At 60.1% G+C, this 15758-nt stretch carries 15 protein-coding genes; 6 read left to right on the forward strand and 9 right to left on the reverse strand.

Features of this window, described 5'->3' with window-relative positions; translation table 11 throughout:
• From J2Y86_RS18185 to J2Y86_RS18215, 7 genes are all read right to left on the reverse strand, one after another.
• The gene (locus tag J2Y86_RS18185) at positions 1–1614 is read right to left on the reverse strand and encodes an EAL domain-containing protein (protein WP_253434303.1); all 1614 of its coding nucleotides are present in this window, start codon (positions 1612–1614) and stop codon (positions 1–3) included.
• A gap of 76 nt (positions 1615–1690) precedes the next feature.
• A complete protein-coding gene (locus tag J2Y86_RS18190) occupies positions 1691–2473 on the reverse strand; it encodes an N-acetylmuramoyl-L-alanine amidase (protein WP_253434306.1) in 783 nt (260 codons plus the stop codon).
• Positions 2474–2575: 102 nt separating this feature from the next.
• Positions 2576–4624: a GGDEF domain-containing protein gene (locus tag J2Y86_RS18195; RefSeq protein WP_253434309.1), complete on the reverse strand. Its 2049-nt coding sequence runs from the start codon at positions 4622–4624 to the stop codon at positions 2576–2578.
• Positions 4621–5499: an endonuclease/exonuclease/phosphatase family protein gene (locus J2Y86_RS18200; RefSeq protein ID WP_253434313.1), complete on the reverse strand. Its 879-nt coding sequence runs from the start codon at positions 5497–5499 to the stop codon at positions 4621–4623. The genes J2Y86_RS18195 and J2Y86_RS18200 overlap by 4 nt, the downstream gene beginning before the upstream one ends.
• Positions 5500–5513: 14 nt before the next feature.
• Positions 5514–6155 carry a thiol:disulfide interchange protein DsbA/DsbL gene (locus tag J2Y86_RS18205; protein WP_150630684.1) on the reverse strand — a complete coding sequence of 214 codons (642 nt, stop codon included), beginning with the start codon at positions 6153–6155 and terminating at the stop codon, positions 5514–5516.
• A gap of 199 nt (positions 6156–6354) precedes the next feature.
• On the reverse strand, positions 6355–6966 hold the full coding sequence (locus J2Y86_RS18210) for a c-type cytochrome (protein WP_214380033.1): 612 nt from the start codon (positions 6964–6966) through the stop codon (positions 6355–6357).
• A gap of 46 nt (positions 6967–7012) precedes the next feature.
• A complete protein-coding gene (locus tag J2Y86_RS18215; protein ID WP_253434316.1) occupies positions 7013–7303 on the reverse strand; it encodes a c-type cytochrome in 291 nt (96 codons plus the stop codon).
• Between the two features lie 191 nt (positions 7304–7494).
• On the opposite strand from J2Y86_RS18215, the gene yihA reads away from it, so the two are divergent.
• Positions 7495–8136: a ribosome biogenesis GTP-binding protein YihA/YsxC gene (gene yihA / locus J2Y86_RS18220; RefSeq protein WP_017341758.1), complete on the forward strand. Its 642-nt coding sequence runs from the start codon at positions 7495–7497 to the stop codon at positions 8134–8136.
• Positions 8137–8425: 289 nt separating this feature from the next.
• Here yihA and polA read toward each other — a convergent pair whose 3' ends face one another.
• Positions 8426–11197: a DNA polymerase I gene (gene polA, locus J2Y86_RS18225; protein WP_253434319.1), complete on the reverse strand. Its 2772-nt coding sequence runs from the start codon at positions 11195–11197 to the stop codon at positions 8426–8428.
• A gap of 74 nt (positions 11198–11271) precedes the next feature.
• Here polA and J2Y86_RS18230 point away from each other — a divergent pair, with 74 nt between their 5' ends.
• Both J2Y86_RS18230 and J2Y86_RS18235 read left to right on the forward strand, forming a co-directional pair.
• Positions 11272–11562: a DUF2782 domain-containing protein gene (locus J2Y86_RS18230; RefSeq protein ID WP_253434324.1), complete on the forward strand. Its 291-nt coding sequence runs from the start codon at positions 11272–11274 to the stop codon at positions 11560–11562.
• A gap of 58 nt (positions 11563–11620) precedes the next feature.
• The gene (locus J2Y86_RS18235) at positions 11621–12571 is read left to right on the forward strand and encodes a homoserine kinase (protein WP_253434326.1); all 951 of its coding nucleotides are present in this window, start codon (positions 11621–11623) and stop codon (positions 12569–12571) included.
• Between the two features lie 114 nt (positions 12572–12685).
• Here the strand turns inward: J2Y86_RS18235 and znuA are convergent, their stop codons facing one another.
• Complete coding sequence (gene znuA, locus J2Y86_RS18240) at positions 12686–13606, reverse strand: zinc ABC transporter substrate-binding protein ZnuA (protein WP_253434329.1); 921 nt, start codon at positions 13604–13606, stop codon at positions 12686–12688.
• Between the two features lie 66 nt (positions 13607–13672).
• Here znuA and zur point away from each other — a divergent pair, with 66 nt between their 5' ends.
• The 3 genes from zur to znuB are packed head-to-tail and all read left to right on the forward strand — an operon-like array spanning position 13673 to position 15721.
• Positions 13673–14155, forward strand: a complete 483-nt coding sequence (gene zur, locus J2Y86_RS18245; RefSeq protein ID WP_017341763.1) for a zinc uptake transcriptional repressor Zur — start codon at positions 13673–13675, stop codon at positions 14153–14155.
• Complete coding sequence (gene znuC / locus J2Y86_RS18250; RefSeq protein WP_253434332.1) at positions 14155–14940, forward strand: zinc ABC transporter ATP-binding protein ZnuC; 786 nt, start codon at positions 14155–14157, stop codon at positions 14938–14940. The genes zur and znuC overlap by 1 nt, the downstream gene beginning before the upstream one ends.
• Positions 14933–15721: a zinc ABC transporter permease subunit ZnuB gene (gene znuB, locus J2Y86_RS18255; RefSeq protein WP_253434337.1), complete on the forward strand. Its 789-nt coding sequence runs from the start codon at positions 14933–14935 to the stop codon at positions 15719–15721. Before znuC ends, znuB begins: the two co-directional genes overlap by 8 nt.
• Positions 15722–15758: the final 37 nt, after the last annotated feature.

The raw sequence follows: 15758 nt of genomic DNA on the forward strand, positions 1-15758 counted from the left end.
TTACGCTTCGTCATCCAGGCGTCGGCTGGCCAGGCGCCGACCACGGGTGATCAGCTCGATGAACTGAACGGCGCTCAACGCATGGGCGAACAACCAGCCCTGGCCGAACTTCACCCCTTCACTGCTTAGAAACGCCGCTTGCGCTTCATGTTCGATGCCCTCGGCAATCACGTTGAGTTGCAGCGCCTGGGCCATGTGAATGATGTGCGGTGCCACGCCGCTGCTGGCGGCGTCATGCCCAAGCGCATCGATGAACGCCTTGTCGATTTTCAGGCAATCCACTGGCAGGGTCTGCAAGTAGGCGAGGCTGCAATAGCCGGTGCCAAAGTCATCGATCAACACCTGATGACCGACGTCACGCAAGGCCTGAAGGTTTTCCCGGGCCACCACCACGTCGATCAGGCCGCGCTCCGTCACTTCAAAGGCAATCTGTTTGGCTGCGACCCGGTGCAGGATCAACAGCCGCGCCATCACCTGGCCGATACGCGGCACCATGACGTCGCAGGCTGCCAGGTTGACCGAGATGTACAGCTTCGGATTGGCCCGCAACAAATGCCCCAGTTGCTCCAGCAGGCGTTGCAGGACGAAGTCGGTCATCTGGCGGATCTGGCCGGTGTTCTCCGCCATGGGGATAAACAGCTCGGGGCTGGTCAGGGTGCCGTCCGGCCGGCGCCAGCGCAGCAAGGCTTCAGCCCCGACACAGTTGCGGCTGTCGAGGTCGAAGATGGGTTGGTACAACACCTGCAGCTCGCCTCGCCGTATCGCGCCAGCCAATTCGGCATCCAGCGACTGTCGCTGGCGCACCAGCAGAAACACCATGAAGCCCACGAGGGCTCCCAGCGCCAGGCTGGCCGGCACCAGCCACCACCATGAGGTGGGCACATTCACGGCGGTGCGCGGGGTGATCAGCACCAATTGGTATTCAGGGCTTTTGGTCGGCATACGATAAATCAAGCGAGTCTGGGTGACTTGCAAGGCATCGCTGCTTTTCGGTGGCCAAGGTTCGGTCGGCGGCCAGGCTTGTGCGGAGCCCAGCACCGGAATTGCGCGGGTGCCGCGGTCGAGTATCACTAAAAGACTGCTGCCGGGCGACAGGTCGACCATGTCGGTCAAATGTCCGCGAGAGGTTGCGACACGGAAATTGCCACGCCCGAGCATGAGTGCGGCCCGGTTTTCATCAGGTTCGGTGGTGGTGTTCAGCCAATAACTGTAAGTGGGGTCTTTAATATCCGGTGGTCGTGTCAGCGACAATCCGGCCTGGCGCGGACGGTTAGAGCAGATCTTCGAGGCATCCATATACGCGGCTTCGTAAACGAAGCGGTAATTGAAGGTGACCTGCTGCAACGTGGCGATCATGTCTTTGTCGCAGGTTCGCAGCGGTTGGGCTTCCAGATCATCGAGACTTTCGCGCAGCTGTCCGAACAACTGCTCCAGGCGCGCAAGAAATCGCTCACCCTGCGCATTCATTTCCATACTCTCTTTCTGCTCGACCTGATGGATGGCCACGAACAGGCTGAGCGCCAATAGCACCACGCTGCTGAGGGCAGCAGCCAGCATCGCCAAAAACCAGGGGCGATAGAACCAGCTACGTAGCGTCTCTCGAGCAGCGGTCATATGGGAATATCCGAAGAATTACCAATGAGTTATAGCTGCTGATTGGGAAAAAGCCCGGACCGTCGGGCGGGCGTCATTATTTTGTCTGGTTCAACACCTGAAGAAGTGCTGCCGTCTGGGCGTCCGGCATACCGTCGAAGCGGGATGGGCGGAAATGCATCTGAAAGGCTGCAATCACATGACGGGTCGCAACATCCAGCTCACCGGTTTGCGGCGTGGCATAACCCAGGCGAGCCAACTGTCCCTGAAACCAGCCGATGCTCGGCAATTCGACGTCGAACTGCGCTTGTTGGCGCGCCACAGCCTGTTCGTTCGGCCAGACACCAAGGCCTTCGGCCGCCAGGCGTTTCCAGGGGAAAACCGGGCCTGGATCCAGCTTGCGCAACGGTGCGATGTCGCTATGGCCGATAATGCTGCGGGGGCTGATGGCGTAGCGCTGGCTGATGTCCTTGAGCAACACGATCAGCGACTGGACCTGAGCTTCGCTGTAGGGATACCAGTAGCGCTCTCCGGTCGGGGTTTCCTTGAAACCCGGATTGACGATTTCGATGCCGATGGAGCTGGAATTCAACCAGGTGCGACCCTGCCACTCACTCTCTCCGGCGTGCCACGCCCGCAGGTTTTCATCCATCAGCTTATAGATGGTGGCGTTTTTATCGTCGCCGATCAGGTAGTGGCTGCTGACTTCGCCGTGGGTCAGCAGCTGCAGCGAACGTTCCAGCGATGCGGAGGTGTAATGCACCACCACGAACTGGATTCGGCTGTCGTGATTGGCTGAAGGATGGCTGGTGTCGAACCTGGGACCGCTGGCACAACCGGCCAGCAGAATCAGCGACACGATGAGGGCGAGAAATTTCATGGGAGAGGCAGTACGCGCAAGACAATAATGCAACAGTGTAACGTATTGATTTGCGCGACGACGGCTCAAGGGGCCATTTAAACAAAATTGAACAATTGCTTCTCAGCCGAACTCCACTCGATTACGGCCTGCATGTTTGGCCCGGTACAACGCCTGATCGGCTCTTTTCAGTACCATATCGCTGTGTTCCCCCGGTTTGAACGCAGTCATTCCCATCGAAATGGTAATGGTCACTGGTTCCCCTTTGAAGTGGAACGGACAGGCTTCGATGGACGCGCGCAGGTTTTCCAGCAGTTTTGCCCCCATCGCTGGCACTGTGCCCGGCATCAGCAGGACAAACTCTTCACCGCCAAACCGCGCGATGAAATCCGTCCCGCGAAGGCGCTTGCGCAAGACGCTGGCGATGATTTTCAGCACCTTGTCGCCCGCCAGGTGGCCATAGTTGTCATTGATGCGTTTGAAATGATCGAGGTCGAGCATGGCCAGCAACAGGGTGTTGCCGTGTTGCTGCCATTGGGCGATTTCGTGATCGAGCCGTTCGCTCCAGGCCGCACGGTTGGGCAGTCCGGTCAGTGGGTCGATCAAGGCTTTCTGTCGCTGTTCTTCAAGATGCTCGCGGTAGCCTTGTGCTTCCTGCTCCATGTGCGCCACGCGTTCAGCCAGACCCTTGAGGCGGGCGGCCACTTCCTGCTCGCGCTCGTCGCGTTGCTTCTGGTGCTGATCCATGGTCCCGAGCAGGCCTTCGAGGTGGTTCTCCAGGACATGCTTGAGGTCTTCGAGATCCGCTGCCTCTTGCATGCTGCTCTGCAAGCCGTCGACCTGCTCGCGGATCTGCGTGTCCATTTCGCGCGCGGCCGAGCGGTTGTCCGCGTGGCCATCGCTGGCGGCTTGCAGGTTGCTCTGGAATGACTCGAGGCGCTCATTGAGTTGCTGTAGATAGACTTCAAATTCGTGCTGGCCGCTGTTGTTTATGGCCAGCATCAAGGTCGCCAGGTCGTCGAGGATCGGCAGCAATTCGTACCAGTTCAAACCGTTTTGCAGGCGATCGCGCATCGCTTCGGCTTGTGGGCGATAACGCTCTGGCAGTGACAGGTCGTCCAGCAGGCCCAGAAGCGTGTCTTCGATGTGCTTGGCGACAGAGCTGTAGGACGGTTCCGGCGAGTCCGGCAGGGCGTAGAGAATATCGTGTTCAGAGTGCTCCGGATCGATGGCGGCCGATGCCTCGGCTTGGACCATGGTCGAGGGCAGGGACGGGCGGTCGAGAACTACAGTCGGGGTCAGTTCGTCCGGATTGGTCGCCAGTTGCGTTTCGACAACCGCTGACGGGGCGGCTGATGCGGGATTCTCTGGTTGTTCACTAGGAGCAGGCGTTCGCTGAGGTTCATGGACGGGGGGTACAAAAGCCACGACTTCTGCGATCGGCGCCGTTGCTGCGGGTGCTTCGATCAGTGGATCGGGCTGGGCAGGGTGATTGGCGGGCGGTGTCACGAGCGGCTCGTCGGCAACTGGCGCGGGATCGACGGTCACTTTCGGTAGTTCGGCAGGTGCTGCAGCGACCTCTTCGACAGGCGGCAGGGTGGGCGCGTTCGTCAGCGGGGGAGCCACCTGTTGTAGCGCATCTTCCGTTTCACGAGTGCCGAACAGGCGCTGCAACAAGCCCGGACGACCAGGTTCCGCCGGGTTCTCCAGCTGACTCAGGGCTTTTCCCTGCAGGCCGCTCAGCTCGCTGAGCAGCAAAGGGATCTCGCGCGCCTGGCTGACGCGTCCGTCCAGTGTCTTGGCGAAGTTCTTGAGTGGGCGGCTGACTTCCCGTGGTAGCGGCAATGTCTGCAGTTGCGCCACCAGCGCGGTCAGTGCGGCGCTGGTCTGGTTGACCCGGGTCTCGCGGCGTTGCTCGGAGTCGAGTACCGCTTTTTCCAGGCGTGGAAGCAGTGCCGCGAGGCCGGCGTCCATGTCATTGGTGCGAATGACTTCGCGCATTTCTTTCATGCACTGGTCGACCGCGCGGTCGGTTCCCTCGGCTGCCAGGGTACTGCGCACCAGTCCGCGCCGCAGCAGGTCGAGCCGGGCGTCCCAGCGACGTTCTAACTTTTCCTGTTGTTCGATGCTTTTGAGGTATTTCTCTTTCCAGCGTTCTGTTTCGTCGCTCATTCATGGGTTCCGCGAAGGGCAGGACTCAACGCGGGCAATGCATCGGCCGTGAGCGAACCCGGCAGACGAATCTCTACCGCGACCGGCAGGTGATCGGAAATAGGTTGTGCCAGCACTTCGACCTTTTCCAGTGTCAGGGTCGGGCTCAGCAGAATATGGTCCAGGCAGCGCTGCGGGCGCCAGCTGGGGAAGGTTGCTTCCAGTTGCGGCGCCAGCAGGCCGAGGTCGCGCAACGGAGAATTTTGCAGCAGGTCACTGGCGTGGGTGTTCATGTCGCCCATCAGCACCTGATGCTTGTAACCGCCGATCAGCTCACGGATGTAAGCCAGTTGCAGGCTTCGGGCACGGGCGCCCAATGCCAGGTGCATCATGACCACCACCAACGCTTCCGGACCTTCACCGAAACGCACCAGGATTGCCCCGCGACCCTTGGGCCCCGGTAGCGGATGATCTTCGATCGCCCACGGGCGCAGGCGGCTGAGCACGCCATTGCTGTGCTGGCCGAGGCGACCGAGGTTGCGATTGAGTTGTTGATACCAGTAGGGGAAGGCGCCGAGTTGCGCCAGGTGTTCGACTTGATTGACGTAGCCTGATCTCAGGCTGCCGCCATCGGCTTCCTGCAGGGCGACCAGATCGAAGTCGCCCAGCAGATTGCCGATCTTTTGCAGGTTGTCGGCACGCCCGGTATGCGGCAACAGGTGTTGCCAGCCCCGGGTCAGGTAGTGCCGATACCGCTCGGTACTGATGCCGACCTGGATATTGAAGCTGAGCAAGCGCAGACGGCTGTCTGCGGGCAAGCCCGTCGATTCCAGGTGATGCTCGTTGACCCGCGGATCATGCAGGCCAACGATGCGTTCAGTACCCCAGCGGCGCATGGCGGGCCCCGCGCTTAGTTGGCAGCAGCCTTGTTAGCCGCTCGCTCTTTGTCGACCAGTTTGTCGGCCAGTTGCAGGGCTTGCTCGGCGCCACCGGCAGAACCCACGTCAAAGCGATACTTGCCGTTGACGATCATGGTCGGAACGCCAGAGATTTCATATTTCTTGGCCAGTTCGCGAGCCTTGTTGATCTGGCCCTTGATGGCGAAGGAGTCGAAGGTCGCCAGGAACTTGTCCTTGTCTACGCCTTGAGTCGCCAGGAAGTCGGCCATTTCGTTTTTATCGACCAGCTTTTTGTGTTCTTTCTGAATGGCGTTGAACACCGCAGCGTGAACCTTGCTCTCGACGCCCATGGCTTCCAGGGTCAGGAACATTTGGCCGTGTGCGTCCCACGGGCCGCCGAACATCGCAGGAATACGAACGAAGTTCACGTCGGACGGCAGTTTCTCGACCCAAGGATTGATCACTGGCTCGAACGCGTAGCAATGCGGGCAGCCATACCAGAACAATTCAACGACTTCGATCTTGCCAGGCACTGCTACCGGAACCGGATTGCTCAGTTCGACATAAGGGGCGGCGGGTGCTTCGGCGGCTTGGGCAGTCATGCCGAACAGGCTGGCAGCGACGAGTGCGGCGCTGATGATCAGATTACGCATGCTTTACTCCTGGACAATTTGGGTCGCCTCGCGCGACCTGTTTTCAGACAGGTCATGGCGGGCTTGAGTTCTGTAGTGTAACGGCAGCAGGCACAAAAAAGGGCGGCCTGAGCCACCCTTTTTATACTTGCTGCGACGGATTAATAGAGCGTTAACGTTGCAGGAGATGTACGTCCCGCGCGGCGCCCGCTTCGCCGTCTTAGTGCAGGCCCTGAATGTAGCTGGAGACTGCGGCGATATCTTCGTCGCTCAGGCGCTTGGCAATGGTCTGCATGGTTTTTGTGTCGCCGTCGTTGCTGCGACCGCCTTCTTCCTTGCGGAAATCGGTCAGCTGCTTGGCAATGTATTGAGCGTGCTGGCCACCCAGGTGCGGGAAGCCGGCGGCCGCGTTGCCCGCGCCGTTTGGCGAGTGGCAGCCGGTGCAGGCTGGCAGGCCCTTGGCAAGGTCGCCACCACGGAACAGTGCTTCACCGCGAGCCACGACTTTAGGGTCGGCGGCGCCAACGCTGCCTTTCTGGCTGGCGAAGTAGGCGGCGATATCGGCCAGGTCCTGATCGCTCAGGTTGGTCAGCAGGCCGGTCATTTCCAGTACCGTGCGTTTGCCGGACTTGATGTCGTGCAGCTGCTTGTTCAGATAACGCTCGCCCTGACCTGCCAGTTTCGGAAAGTTAGGCGCCATGCTGTTGCCATCCGGGCCATGACAGGCGCCACATACTGCGGCTTTCGCCTGACCAGCAGTTGCATCACCTGCAGCATGGGCTATGCCGGAGATCCCCACGGTCAACAGCAGACTCACGATCAATTTGTTCATCAGCTAATCCAACTACGGCTAAGGGTTAAAGAGTTATGGACCGGGATCACTCGCTCATCCAGTGGATGATGGCTTGGTAATCCTCGGCACTGCAGTCCATGCACAAACCACGCGGCGGCATCGCCTTGAAACCCTGGGTCACGTGTTGCACCAGCGTCTCCATACCTTTCGCCAACCTCGGCGTCCAAGCTTCCTGATCGCCCTTTTTGGGCGCCATGGGTAGTTGGCCGGAATGACAGGCACCACAAACACGGTTGTACACAGCTTCCGGATCCTGTGTAGCCTGAGCGCCGTAAAGCGGCATCAAGACACCGGCAGCTAGCAGCCATTTCGTCATAAAACGACCTTTTCAGGGTTGAGAGCGTTCTGCGTTCTAATGCGCAATCAAGGTCAATCGCTCTCGTGAACTTCATCCTACGCTGGGACAAAGCGCACACAAAATCTGCGGCATTATATACTGGCGCTACTGAAACGGAAACGACACCGCTTGCCGCGTCCATTCCCGGCGCCGCCCACATCGGAAATCCCATGCAACTCAAGAACCCCATCCTCGGCCTGTGCCAACAGTCCACCTTCATGCTCAGCGCTGCCAAAGTCGATCAATGTCCCGACGACGAAGGCTTTGAAGTGGCCTTCGCCGGGCGTTCCAACGCCGGTAAATCCAGCGCGTTGAACACCCTGACGCATGCCAGCCTGGCGCGGACCTCGAAAACTCCGGGTCGCACGCAACTCTTGAACTTCTTCAAGCTAGACGATGATCGTCGTCTGGTCGACCTGCCGGGCTACGGTTACGCGAAAGTACCGATCCCGTTGAAGCTGCACTGGCAGCGTCACCTGGAAGCTTATCTGGGTGGTCGCGAGAGTTTGAAAGGTCTGATCCTGATGATGGACATCCGTCATCCAATGACCGACTTCGACCTGTTGATGCTCGATTGGGCCGTTGCCAGCGGCATGCCGATGCACATTCTGCTGACCAAAGCGGACAAGCTGACTTACGGCGCCGCGAAAAACGTGCTGCTCAAGGTTCAGTCGGACATCCGAAAAGGCTGGGGTGATGCGATCAGCATCCAGCTGTTTTCAGCGCCAAAACGTATGGGCCTGGAAGACGCCTACACTGTACTGGCGGGCTGGATGGAACTGGCTGACAAAGGCTCGGAGCTCGCGGAATAACAAATCGCGGGCAAAAAAAACCCCGGACTTCTTATGGGGAGGGGGAAGTTCCGGGGTTCAAGCTCCGGACCGCTAGGGCGGGGTCCAGATTATCTGCCAACACTTAACACAACATAGGAGCATCGAAGGGCTTCACCAGCCATTCAGTTACTCTGAGTGGCAGTTCACAGGTTTAGTTCCGGCGTTTCAAAAACCATTTGAAATAAGCCGGATCGCTAACTGAAATAAGCGCCCTTCGCCTCTTCTGCCGCGGCACTATGCCGCAGCAGAACACGCCTGTTCAGACGGCTCAGTGAGCCTCATCCCAGTTATTGCCCACGCCAACCTCGACCAGCAGCGGCACATCAAGCTTCGCGGCTTCGCTCATGTGCAGGCGAATTTCCTGACGAACGTGATCGACCAGATCTTCACGCACCTCGAGCACCAATTCATCGTGCACCTGCAGGATGACTTTGGCGTCTAGCCCCGACGAGGTCAGCCAGTTATCCACAGCCACCATGGCTTTCTTGATGATGTCCGCCGCCGTGCCTTGCATCGGGGCGTTGATCGCCGTGCGTTCGGCGCCTTTGCGCAGGGCCGGGTTTTTTGCGTTGATTTCCGGCAGGTACAGACGACGACCGAAGATGGTCTCGACGAAACCTTGCTCGGCCGCCTGGGCGCGAGTGCGCTCCATGTATTCCAGAACGCCTGGATAACGGGCGAAATAGCGGTCGATGTACGCTTGGGACTGTTTGCGATCGACGCCGATCTGCTTGGCCAGGCCAAACGCACTCATGCCGTAGATCAAACCGAAGTTGATCGCCTTGGCGCTGCGGCGCTGATCCGTGGTGACCTGCTCCAGCTCAACACCGAAAACCTCGGCGGCGGTGGCTTTGTGCACGTCCAGGTCATTGCGGAAGGCGTGCAGCAGCCCTTCGTCCTTGGCCAGGTGAGCCATGATGCGCAGCTCGATTTGCGAGTAGTCCGCGGCCAGCAGCTTGTAGCCTTTTGGCGCAACGAACGCCTGACGAATCCGCCGACCTTCGGCGGTGCGGATCGGAATGTTCTGCAGGTTCGGATCGCTGGACGACAAACGCCCGGTCGCCGCGACAGCCTGATGATAAGACGTGTGAATCCGCCCGGTGCGCGGGTTGATCTGCTCCGGCAGGCGATCGGTGTAGGTGCTTTTCAGCTTGCTCATCGAGCGGTATTGCATCAGCACTTTGGGCAGCGGGTAATCCTGCTCGGCCAGTTCCGCCAGCACCGCTTCGGCCGTTGAAGCCTGACCCTTGGCGGTTTTGCTGAGGATTGGCAGGCCGAGTTTTTCGTACAGGATCACGCCCAGTTGCTTCGGCGAGCCGAGGTTGAATTCCTCACCGGCGATGGCGAACGCCTCACGCTCGAGGGCGACCATTTTCTCGCCCAGCTCAACGCTCTGGATGCCCAGCAGGTTGGCGTCGACCAATGCGCCCTGACGCTCGATCCGCGCAAGCACCGGCACCAGCGGCATTTCGATGTCGCTCAGGACTTTGCTCAGGCTCGGAATCGCGTTGAGTTTTTCCTGCAAGGTCTGATGCAGGCGCAGCGTCACGTCGGCGTCTTCAGCGGCGTAAGGCCCGGCCAGCTCCAGGGAAATCTGATCGAAGGTCAGCTGCTTGGCACCCTTGCCGGCGATGCCCTGAAAACCCGTGGTGGTGTGATTCAGGTACTTCAGCGCCAGGCTGTCCATGTCGTGGCGGGTCGCGGTGGAATCCAGCACGTAGGATTCGAGCATGGTGTCGAAGGCGATGCCTTGCACGGTGATGCCGCAGCTCTGATCCCCACCGATGGCGCAGTTGGCCAGGATGTTCATGTCGAACTTGGCGTGCTGGCCGACCTTGAGTTTGTTCGGGTCTTCCAGGATCGGTTTCAGTGCGCGCAGCACGGTGTCGCGATCAAGCTGATCCGGAACGCCCATGTAGGAATGGGTCAGCGGGATGTAGGCCGCTTCGTTGGCCTGTACAGCGAACGACAGGCCGACCAGTTGCGCCTGTTGCGCATCGATGCCGGTGGTTTCGGTATCAAAGGCGATCAGCTGGGCGTCGTTGAGCTTCTTCAGCCACAGGTCGAAATCGGCCTGGGTGAGGATCGTGGTGTACTTGAGTTCAGTCTCGACGGCGGCTTCTTCAGCCACTGGCGCGGTGACTTCCTGGCCGGAACGCTTGGCGTCGCGCTGGTTCTCTTCGAACCAGCTCTTGAATTCCAGCAGCGTGTAGAGCTCGGCGAGTTTGTCGTGATCCGGCTTGCCCATTTGCAGGTCGTCGAGGCCGATATCCAGTGGCACGTCGATCTTGATCGTCGCCAATTGATAGGAGAGGAAGGCCATCTCCTTGTGCTCTTCGAGTTTGGCCGGCAGGGTTTTCGCGCCGCGAATCGGCAGGGTCGGAACGATGTCGAGCTGCGCATAGAGCTCAGTCAGGCCGCCGTTCACCCCGACCAGCAGGCCGGATGCCGTCTTCGGACCGATGCCCGGAACACCCGGGATGTTGTCGGAAGAGTCGCCCATCAACGCCAGATAATCGATGATCTGCTCGGGAGCGACGCCGAATTTCTCCTTCACGCCCTCCACGTCCAGCGCGCTACCGGTCATGGTGTTGACCAAGGTAATGTGGCCGTCGACCAGCTGCGCCATGTCCTTGTCGCCGGTGGAGATGATTACCGGGCGGTCGGCCGCCGCACTGCTGCGGGCCAGGGTGCCGATCACGTCATCGGCCTCGACACCTTCGACGCACAGCAACGGGAAGCCCAGGGCGATCACGCTTTGATGCAGCGGCTCGATCTGCACGCGCATGTCGTCGGGCATGCTCGGACGGTTGGCCTTATATTCGGCGTACATGTCATCGCGAAACGTCCCACCCTTGGCGTCGAACACCACGGCGAACGGACTGTCCGGGTACTGCTTGCGCAGACTCTTGAGCATGTTCAGCACGCCTTTGACCGCTCCGGTCGGCAGACCTTTGGAAGTGGTCAGCGGTGGCAGGGCGTGAAAGGCGCGGTACAGGTAAGAAGAACCGTCCACCAGGACGAGGGGGGCTTGGCTCATGAGCAGGATCAACCTTTTCGGCGGGTCCGGCGCTAGAATAGCGGGACCGTTGACGACAAAGGGACAAGGTTATCATGCGCACACTAAATCGCCTGTTGCTGGCTGGCTTGTTTGCAACCGTTCCACTGGCCGCGATGGCGGCGGACGATGCGCCGACTCCGGAGCCTGAAGTCACGATCCGCACGGAAGGGGACAAAGTCATTCAGGAATACCGCCAAAACGGTTTCCTGTATGCGATCAAGGTCACGCCGAAGGGGGCTCCGCCGTATTTCCTGGTGCGCGCAGACGGGACGGATGCGAACTTCATCCGCTCGGATCAGCCGGATATGCTGATTCCGTCGTGGAAGATTTTTGAATGGAAGTAGATTCTTAATTTCAATCGGCGCCGGCTCAAGCAGCGGCGCCCGTACTGGCAGTTAAAACATGTCTGTGTTCACCCCGCTGGCTCGGCCCGAGCTGGAAACCTTTCTCGCCCCATACGGGCTCGGCCGCCTGCTTGATTTCCAGGGGATTGCCGCCGGTAGCGAAAATACCAATTTCTTTATCAGCCTGGAGCAGGGCGAATTTGTCCTGACCCTGGTCGAGCGCGGTCCGGTTCAGGAGATGCCGTTCTTCATCGAGCTGCTGGACGTGCTGCATGAAGCCGACCTGCCGGTGCCCTACGCCCTGCGCACGACCGATGGTGTCGCCTTGCGCGAGTTGGCGGGCAAGCCTGCGCTGTTGCAGCCGCGCCTGGCTGGCAAGCACATCAAGGAAGCCAACGCTCAGCATTGCGCGCAGGTCGGCGAGTTGCTGGGCCATCTGCATTTGGCGACCCAGGCGAACATGATCAAGCGCAAAACCGATCGTGGCCTGGACTGGATGCAGGAAGAGGGCACGCAGCTGTTGTCGCACCTGAATGCCGAGCAGAGCGATCTGCTGCAACGGGCGCTGGACGAAATCACACAGCAGAAAGAGAAAATCCTGGCGTTGCCTCGGGCGAACATCCACGCGGACCTGTTCCGCGACAACGCGATGTTCGAAGGCACGCACCTGACGGGATTGATCGACTTTTACAATGCTTGCTCGGGACCAATGCTCTACGACGTGGCGATTGCGTTGAACGATTGGTGTTCGGATGACGACGGGTTGATCGATGGGCCACGGGCTCGGGCCTTGTTGGGCGCTTATGCGGCACTGCGGCCATTCACCGCTGCCGAGGCGGAGTTGTGGCCGACCATGCTGCGCGTGGCGTGCGTGCGATTCTGGTTGTCGCGGTTGATTGCGGCGGAGTCTTTTGCCGGGCAGGACGTGTTGATTCACGATCCGATGGAGTTTCAGCAGCGCCTGGCGCAGCGGCAGAAGGTCAGTACGCCTTTACCGTTCGCCCTCTGAAAGCTTCGCGGGCAAGCCTCGCTCCTACAGGTCAACGTCGTTCACAATGGTGTGTACGGCTCGAACTTGTAGGAGCGAGGCTTGCCCGCGAATGGATTCCCACAATTCGCGGTGCTATAGCGACTCCAGACACCCTGCCAAATCATTCCCCAATTTCTCCAGCACCTGCTCATAACCTTGAGCAGTCGCCGGCGTGTACCCGCCCAGCGCATCCAGTTCCGCCAGTTTCACCGGCAGGCCAGCCACCAGGGTTTCCGCCAGGCGCGGACGCAACGGCGGTTCGCTGAACACGCAGGTCTTACCCACTTCCTGCAACCGTGTGCGCATTGCCGCCACATGCTGGGCGCCCGGCTGGACTTCGGCGGCGACGCTGAATACGCCCGTGTGCTTCAAGCCGTAAGCCTCTTCGAAGTAGTCGAACGCTTCATGGAACACGAAGTACGGTTTGCCCGCGATACTCGCCAACCGCGCCTTCAAGCGCAGGTCCAGTGCATCCAGGCGTTCATCGAACGCTTTGAGATTGCTTTGATAACGCGCCGCATTGGCCGGATCGGCAGCACTCAGATCCGCGGCCATTTTCGTCGCGATCACCCGAGCGTTGGCTGGCGACAACCACAAATGCGCATCCAGACTGCCGGGTCGGTGATCGTGATCATGCTCATCGGCTTCTTCGGCGTGGGAGTGACTGTCTTCGGCGAAGCGACGCAATTTCAGCCCCGGCAGATCCTGCACGGCGACGCTCGGCAGCGTACGACCATTGAGCACGCGAGGCAGGAAACCTTCCATGGCCGGACCGATCCAGTAAACCAGATCCACCGATTGCACCTTCCGTACGTCGGAAGGGCGCAGGGCATAGTTATGCGGGGAGGCACCCGGCGGCAGCAGCACTTCCGGAATGGCCACGCCGTCCTGCACCGCAGCGGCAATCAGCTGTAGCGGCTTGATGCTGGTGAGAACCTTGACTTCGGCATGAGCAGAACCGATCAACAGAAAACTGGCGACAAATGCGACAAAGATAGAAAAAAGTCGGGACACGATGACCACTCGAAGAGGCGAGAACGGGTAACATAATAACGTCTCTCACAAAACTCGTCGCCGCTCATGCCTAAAACACCGATTGCCAGCCGTCCCCACGACCACTCTCATTGCGTTCACAGCGCACTGTCTGAGGCCGATGCCCTGTGCGCACGTCAAGGCCTGCGCCTGACCGCCTTGCGTCGGCGGGTGCTGGAACTGGTGTGGCAAAGCCACAAGCCGCTGGGTGCCTACGACATCCTGGCCGTGCTCAGCGAGCAGGATGGCCGCCGCGCTGCGCCGCCGACCGTGTACCGCGCACTGGATTTCCTGCTGGAAAACGGTCTGGTGCACCGCATCTCCTCGCTGAACGCTTTCGTCGGCTGCAATCACCCGGAGCACGCCCACCAGGGCCAGTTCCTGATCTGCCGCGAATGCCACGCTGCCATCGAACTTGAGCAGAAGTCCATCAGCGACGCGATCATCGGCAGCGCCAGGGATGTCGGATTCGTCGTCGAAAGCCAGACCGTCGAAGTGGTCGGCGTCTGTTCGGGTTGCCAGGGGGCTTGATGAGCAATGCGCTGATCCGCCTCGAGCAGGTTGCCGTCACCTTTGCCGGGCAAAACGTGCTGGATAACATTGAACTGAGCGTCGAACCGGGGCAGATCGTCACCCTGATCGGTCCCAACGGTGCTGGCAAAACCACCCTCGTGCGTGCGGTGCTCGGCCTGTTGAAGCCGGACAGCGGCAGCGTGTGGCGCAAGCCGAAACTGCGGGTCGGTTACATGCCGCAAAAACTTCATGTCGATCCGACGCTACCGCTGTCGGTGTTGCGCTTCTTGCGACTGGTGCCCGGTGTGGATCGCGCTCGTGCGTTGGCGGCCCTCAAGGAAGTGGGCGCCGAACAGGTGATCGACAGCCCGGTGCAGAGCGTTTCCGGTGGTGAAATGCAGCGCGTGCTGCTGGCCCGGGCGCTGTTGCGCGAGCCTGAGTTGCTGGTGCTCGACGAGCCGGTGCAAGGCGTTGACGTAGCGGGGCAAGCCGAGCTGTACAGCCTGATCACTCGTCTGCGTGACCGTCACGGCTGCGGCGTGCTGATGGTTTCCCACGATTTGCATCTGGTCATGAGCACCACCGATCAAGTGGTCTGCCTCAACCGTCACGTCTGCTGTTCCGGCCATCCCGAGCAGGTCAGCGGCGATCCGGCTTTCGTCGAGCTGTTCGGAAAGAACGCACAGAGCCTGGCGATTTATCACCACCATCACGACCACGCCCATGATCTGCATGGTTCGGTGGTCACCACGGCCCCGTCGGGCCAACCCCACGTTCATGGAGATAGCTGCAAGCATGGCTGATTTTCTGCTCTACGCCCTGCTTGCAGGCCTGGCCCTGGCACTGGTGGCGGGCCCGTTGGGCTCTTTCGTGGTCTGGCGGCGCATGGCTTATTTTGGCGACACCCTGTCCCACGCGGCCTTGCTCGGCGTGGCGTTGGGCTTTCTGCTGGATGTCAGCCCGACCGTGGCGGTCACCGTAGGCTGCTTGTTATTGGCGGTGTTGCTGGTGACTTTGCAACAGCGTCAGCCGCTGGCCTCCGACACGCTTTTGGGAATTCTCGCACCGAGCACGCTCTCTTTAGGCCTTGTCGTACTAAGCTTCATGCACGAAGTGCGGATCGACCTGATGGCCTATCTGTTCGGCGATTTGCTGGCGATCAGTCCGACCGATCTGGCCTGGATTCTCGGCGGCAGCGCGGCGGTCATGGCCTTGCTGGTGACAATGTGGCGGCCATTGCTGGCGATCACGGTGCATGAAGAGCTGGCGAGAGTGGAAGGGCTGCCGGTACCGGCGCTGCGTCTGACCCTGATGTTGCTGATCGCCGTAGTGATCGCCGTGGCGATGAAAATCGTCGGTGTGTTGTTGATTACGTCGCTGTTGATAATCCCCGCGGCTGCGGCACAACGTCACGCCCGGTCGCCGGAACAGATGGCACTGGGCGCGAGCCTGCTGGGCATGCTCGCGGTGTGTGGCGGGTTGGCATTGTCCTGGTTCAAGGACACCCCGGCGGGGCCGTCGATTGTGGTGACGGCCGCCGCGCTGTTTCTGCTGAGTTTTGTCCTGCCCCGTCGAGGGGTGTAGACTTGCTCGTTTTTTGCGCAAATAGAGAGTCGCAGGA

Origin of the sequence: Pseudomonas migulae (assembly GCF_024169315.1) — a bacterium.
Classification (GTDB): domain Bacteria; phylum Pseudomonadota; class Gammaproteobacteria; order Pseudomonadales; family Pseudomonadaceae; genus Aquipseudomonas; species Aquipseudomonas migulae_B.

Bases quoted from the DNA above. Each gene is read 5' to 3' on its own strand.
- J2Y86_RS18185 (WP_253434303.1), bottom strand. From the start codon at position 1,614: ATGACCGCTGCTCGAGAGACGCTACGTAGCTGGTTCTATCGCCCCTGG.
- J2Y86_RS18190 (WP_253434306.1), bottom strand. From the start codon at position 2,473: ATGAAATTTCTCGCCCTCATCGTGTCGCTGATTCTGCTGGCCGGTTGT.
- J2Y86_RS18195 (WP_253434309.1), bottom strand. From the start codon at position 4,624: ATGAGCGACGAAACAGAACGCTGGAAAGAGAAATACCTCAAAAGCATC.
- J2Y86_RS18200 (WP_253434313.1), bottom strand. From the start codon at position 5,499: ATGCGCCGCTGGGGTACTGAACGCATCGTTGGCCTGCATGATCCGCGG.
- J2Y86_RS18205 (WP_150630684.1), bottom strand. From the start codon at position 6,155: ATGCGTAATCTGATCATCAGCGCCGCACTCGTCGCTGCCAGCCTGTTC.
- J2Y86_RS18210 (WP_214380033.1), bottom strand. From the start codon at position 6,966: ATGAACAAATTGATCGTGAGTCTGCTGTTGACCGTGGGGATCTCCGGC.
- J2Y86_RS18215 (WP_253434316.1), bottom strand. From the start codon at position 7,303: ATGACGAAATGGCTGCTAGCTGCCGGTGTCTTGATGCCGCTTTACGGC.
- yihA (WP_017341758.1), top strand. From the start codon at position 7,495: ATGCAACTCAAGAACCCCATCCTCGGCCTGTGCCAACAGTCCACCTTC.
- polA (WP_253434319.1), bottom strand. From the start codon at position 11,197: ATGAGCCAAGCCCCCCTCGTCCTGGTGGACGGTTCTTCTTACCTGTAC.
- J2Y86_RS18230 (WP_253434324.1), top strand. From the start codon at position 11,272: ATGCGCACACTAAATCGCCTGTTGCTGGCTGGCTTGTTTGCAACCGTT.
- J2Y86_RS18235 (WP_253434326.1), top strand. From the start codon at position 11,621: ATGTCTGTGTTCACCCCGCTGGCTCGGCCCGAGCTGGAAACCTTTCTC.
- zur (WP_017341763.1), top strand. From the start codon at position 13,673: ATGCCTAAAACACCGATTGCCAGCCGTCCCCACGACCACTCTCATTGC.
- znuC (WP_253434332.1), top strand. From the start codon at position 14,155: ATGAGCAATGCGCTGATCCGCCTCGAGCAGGTTGCCGTCACCTTTGCC.
- znuB (WP_253434337.1), top strand. From the start codon at position 14,933: ATGGCTGATTTTCTGCTCTACGCCCTGCTTGCAGGCCTGGCCCTGGCA.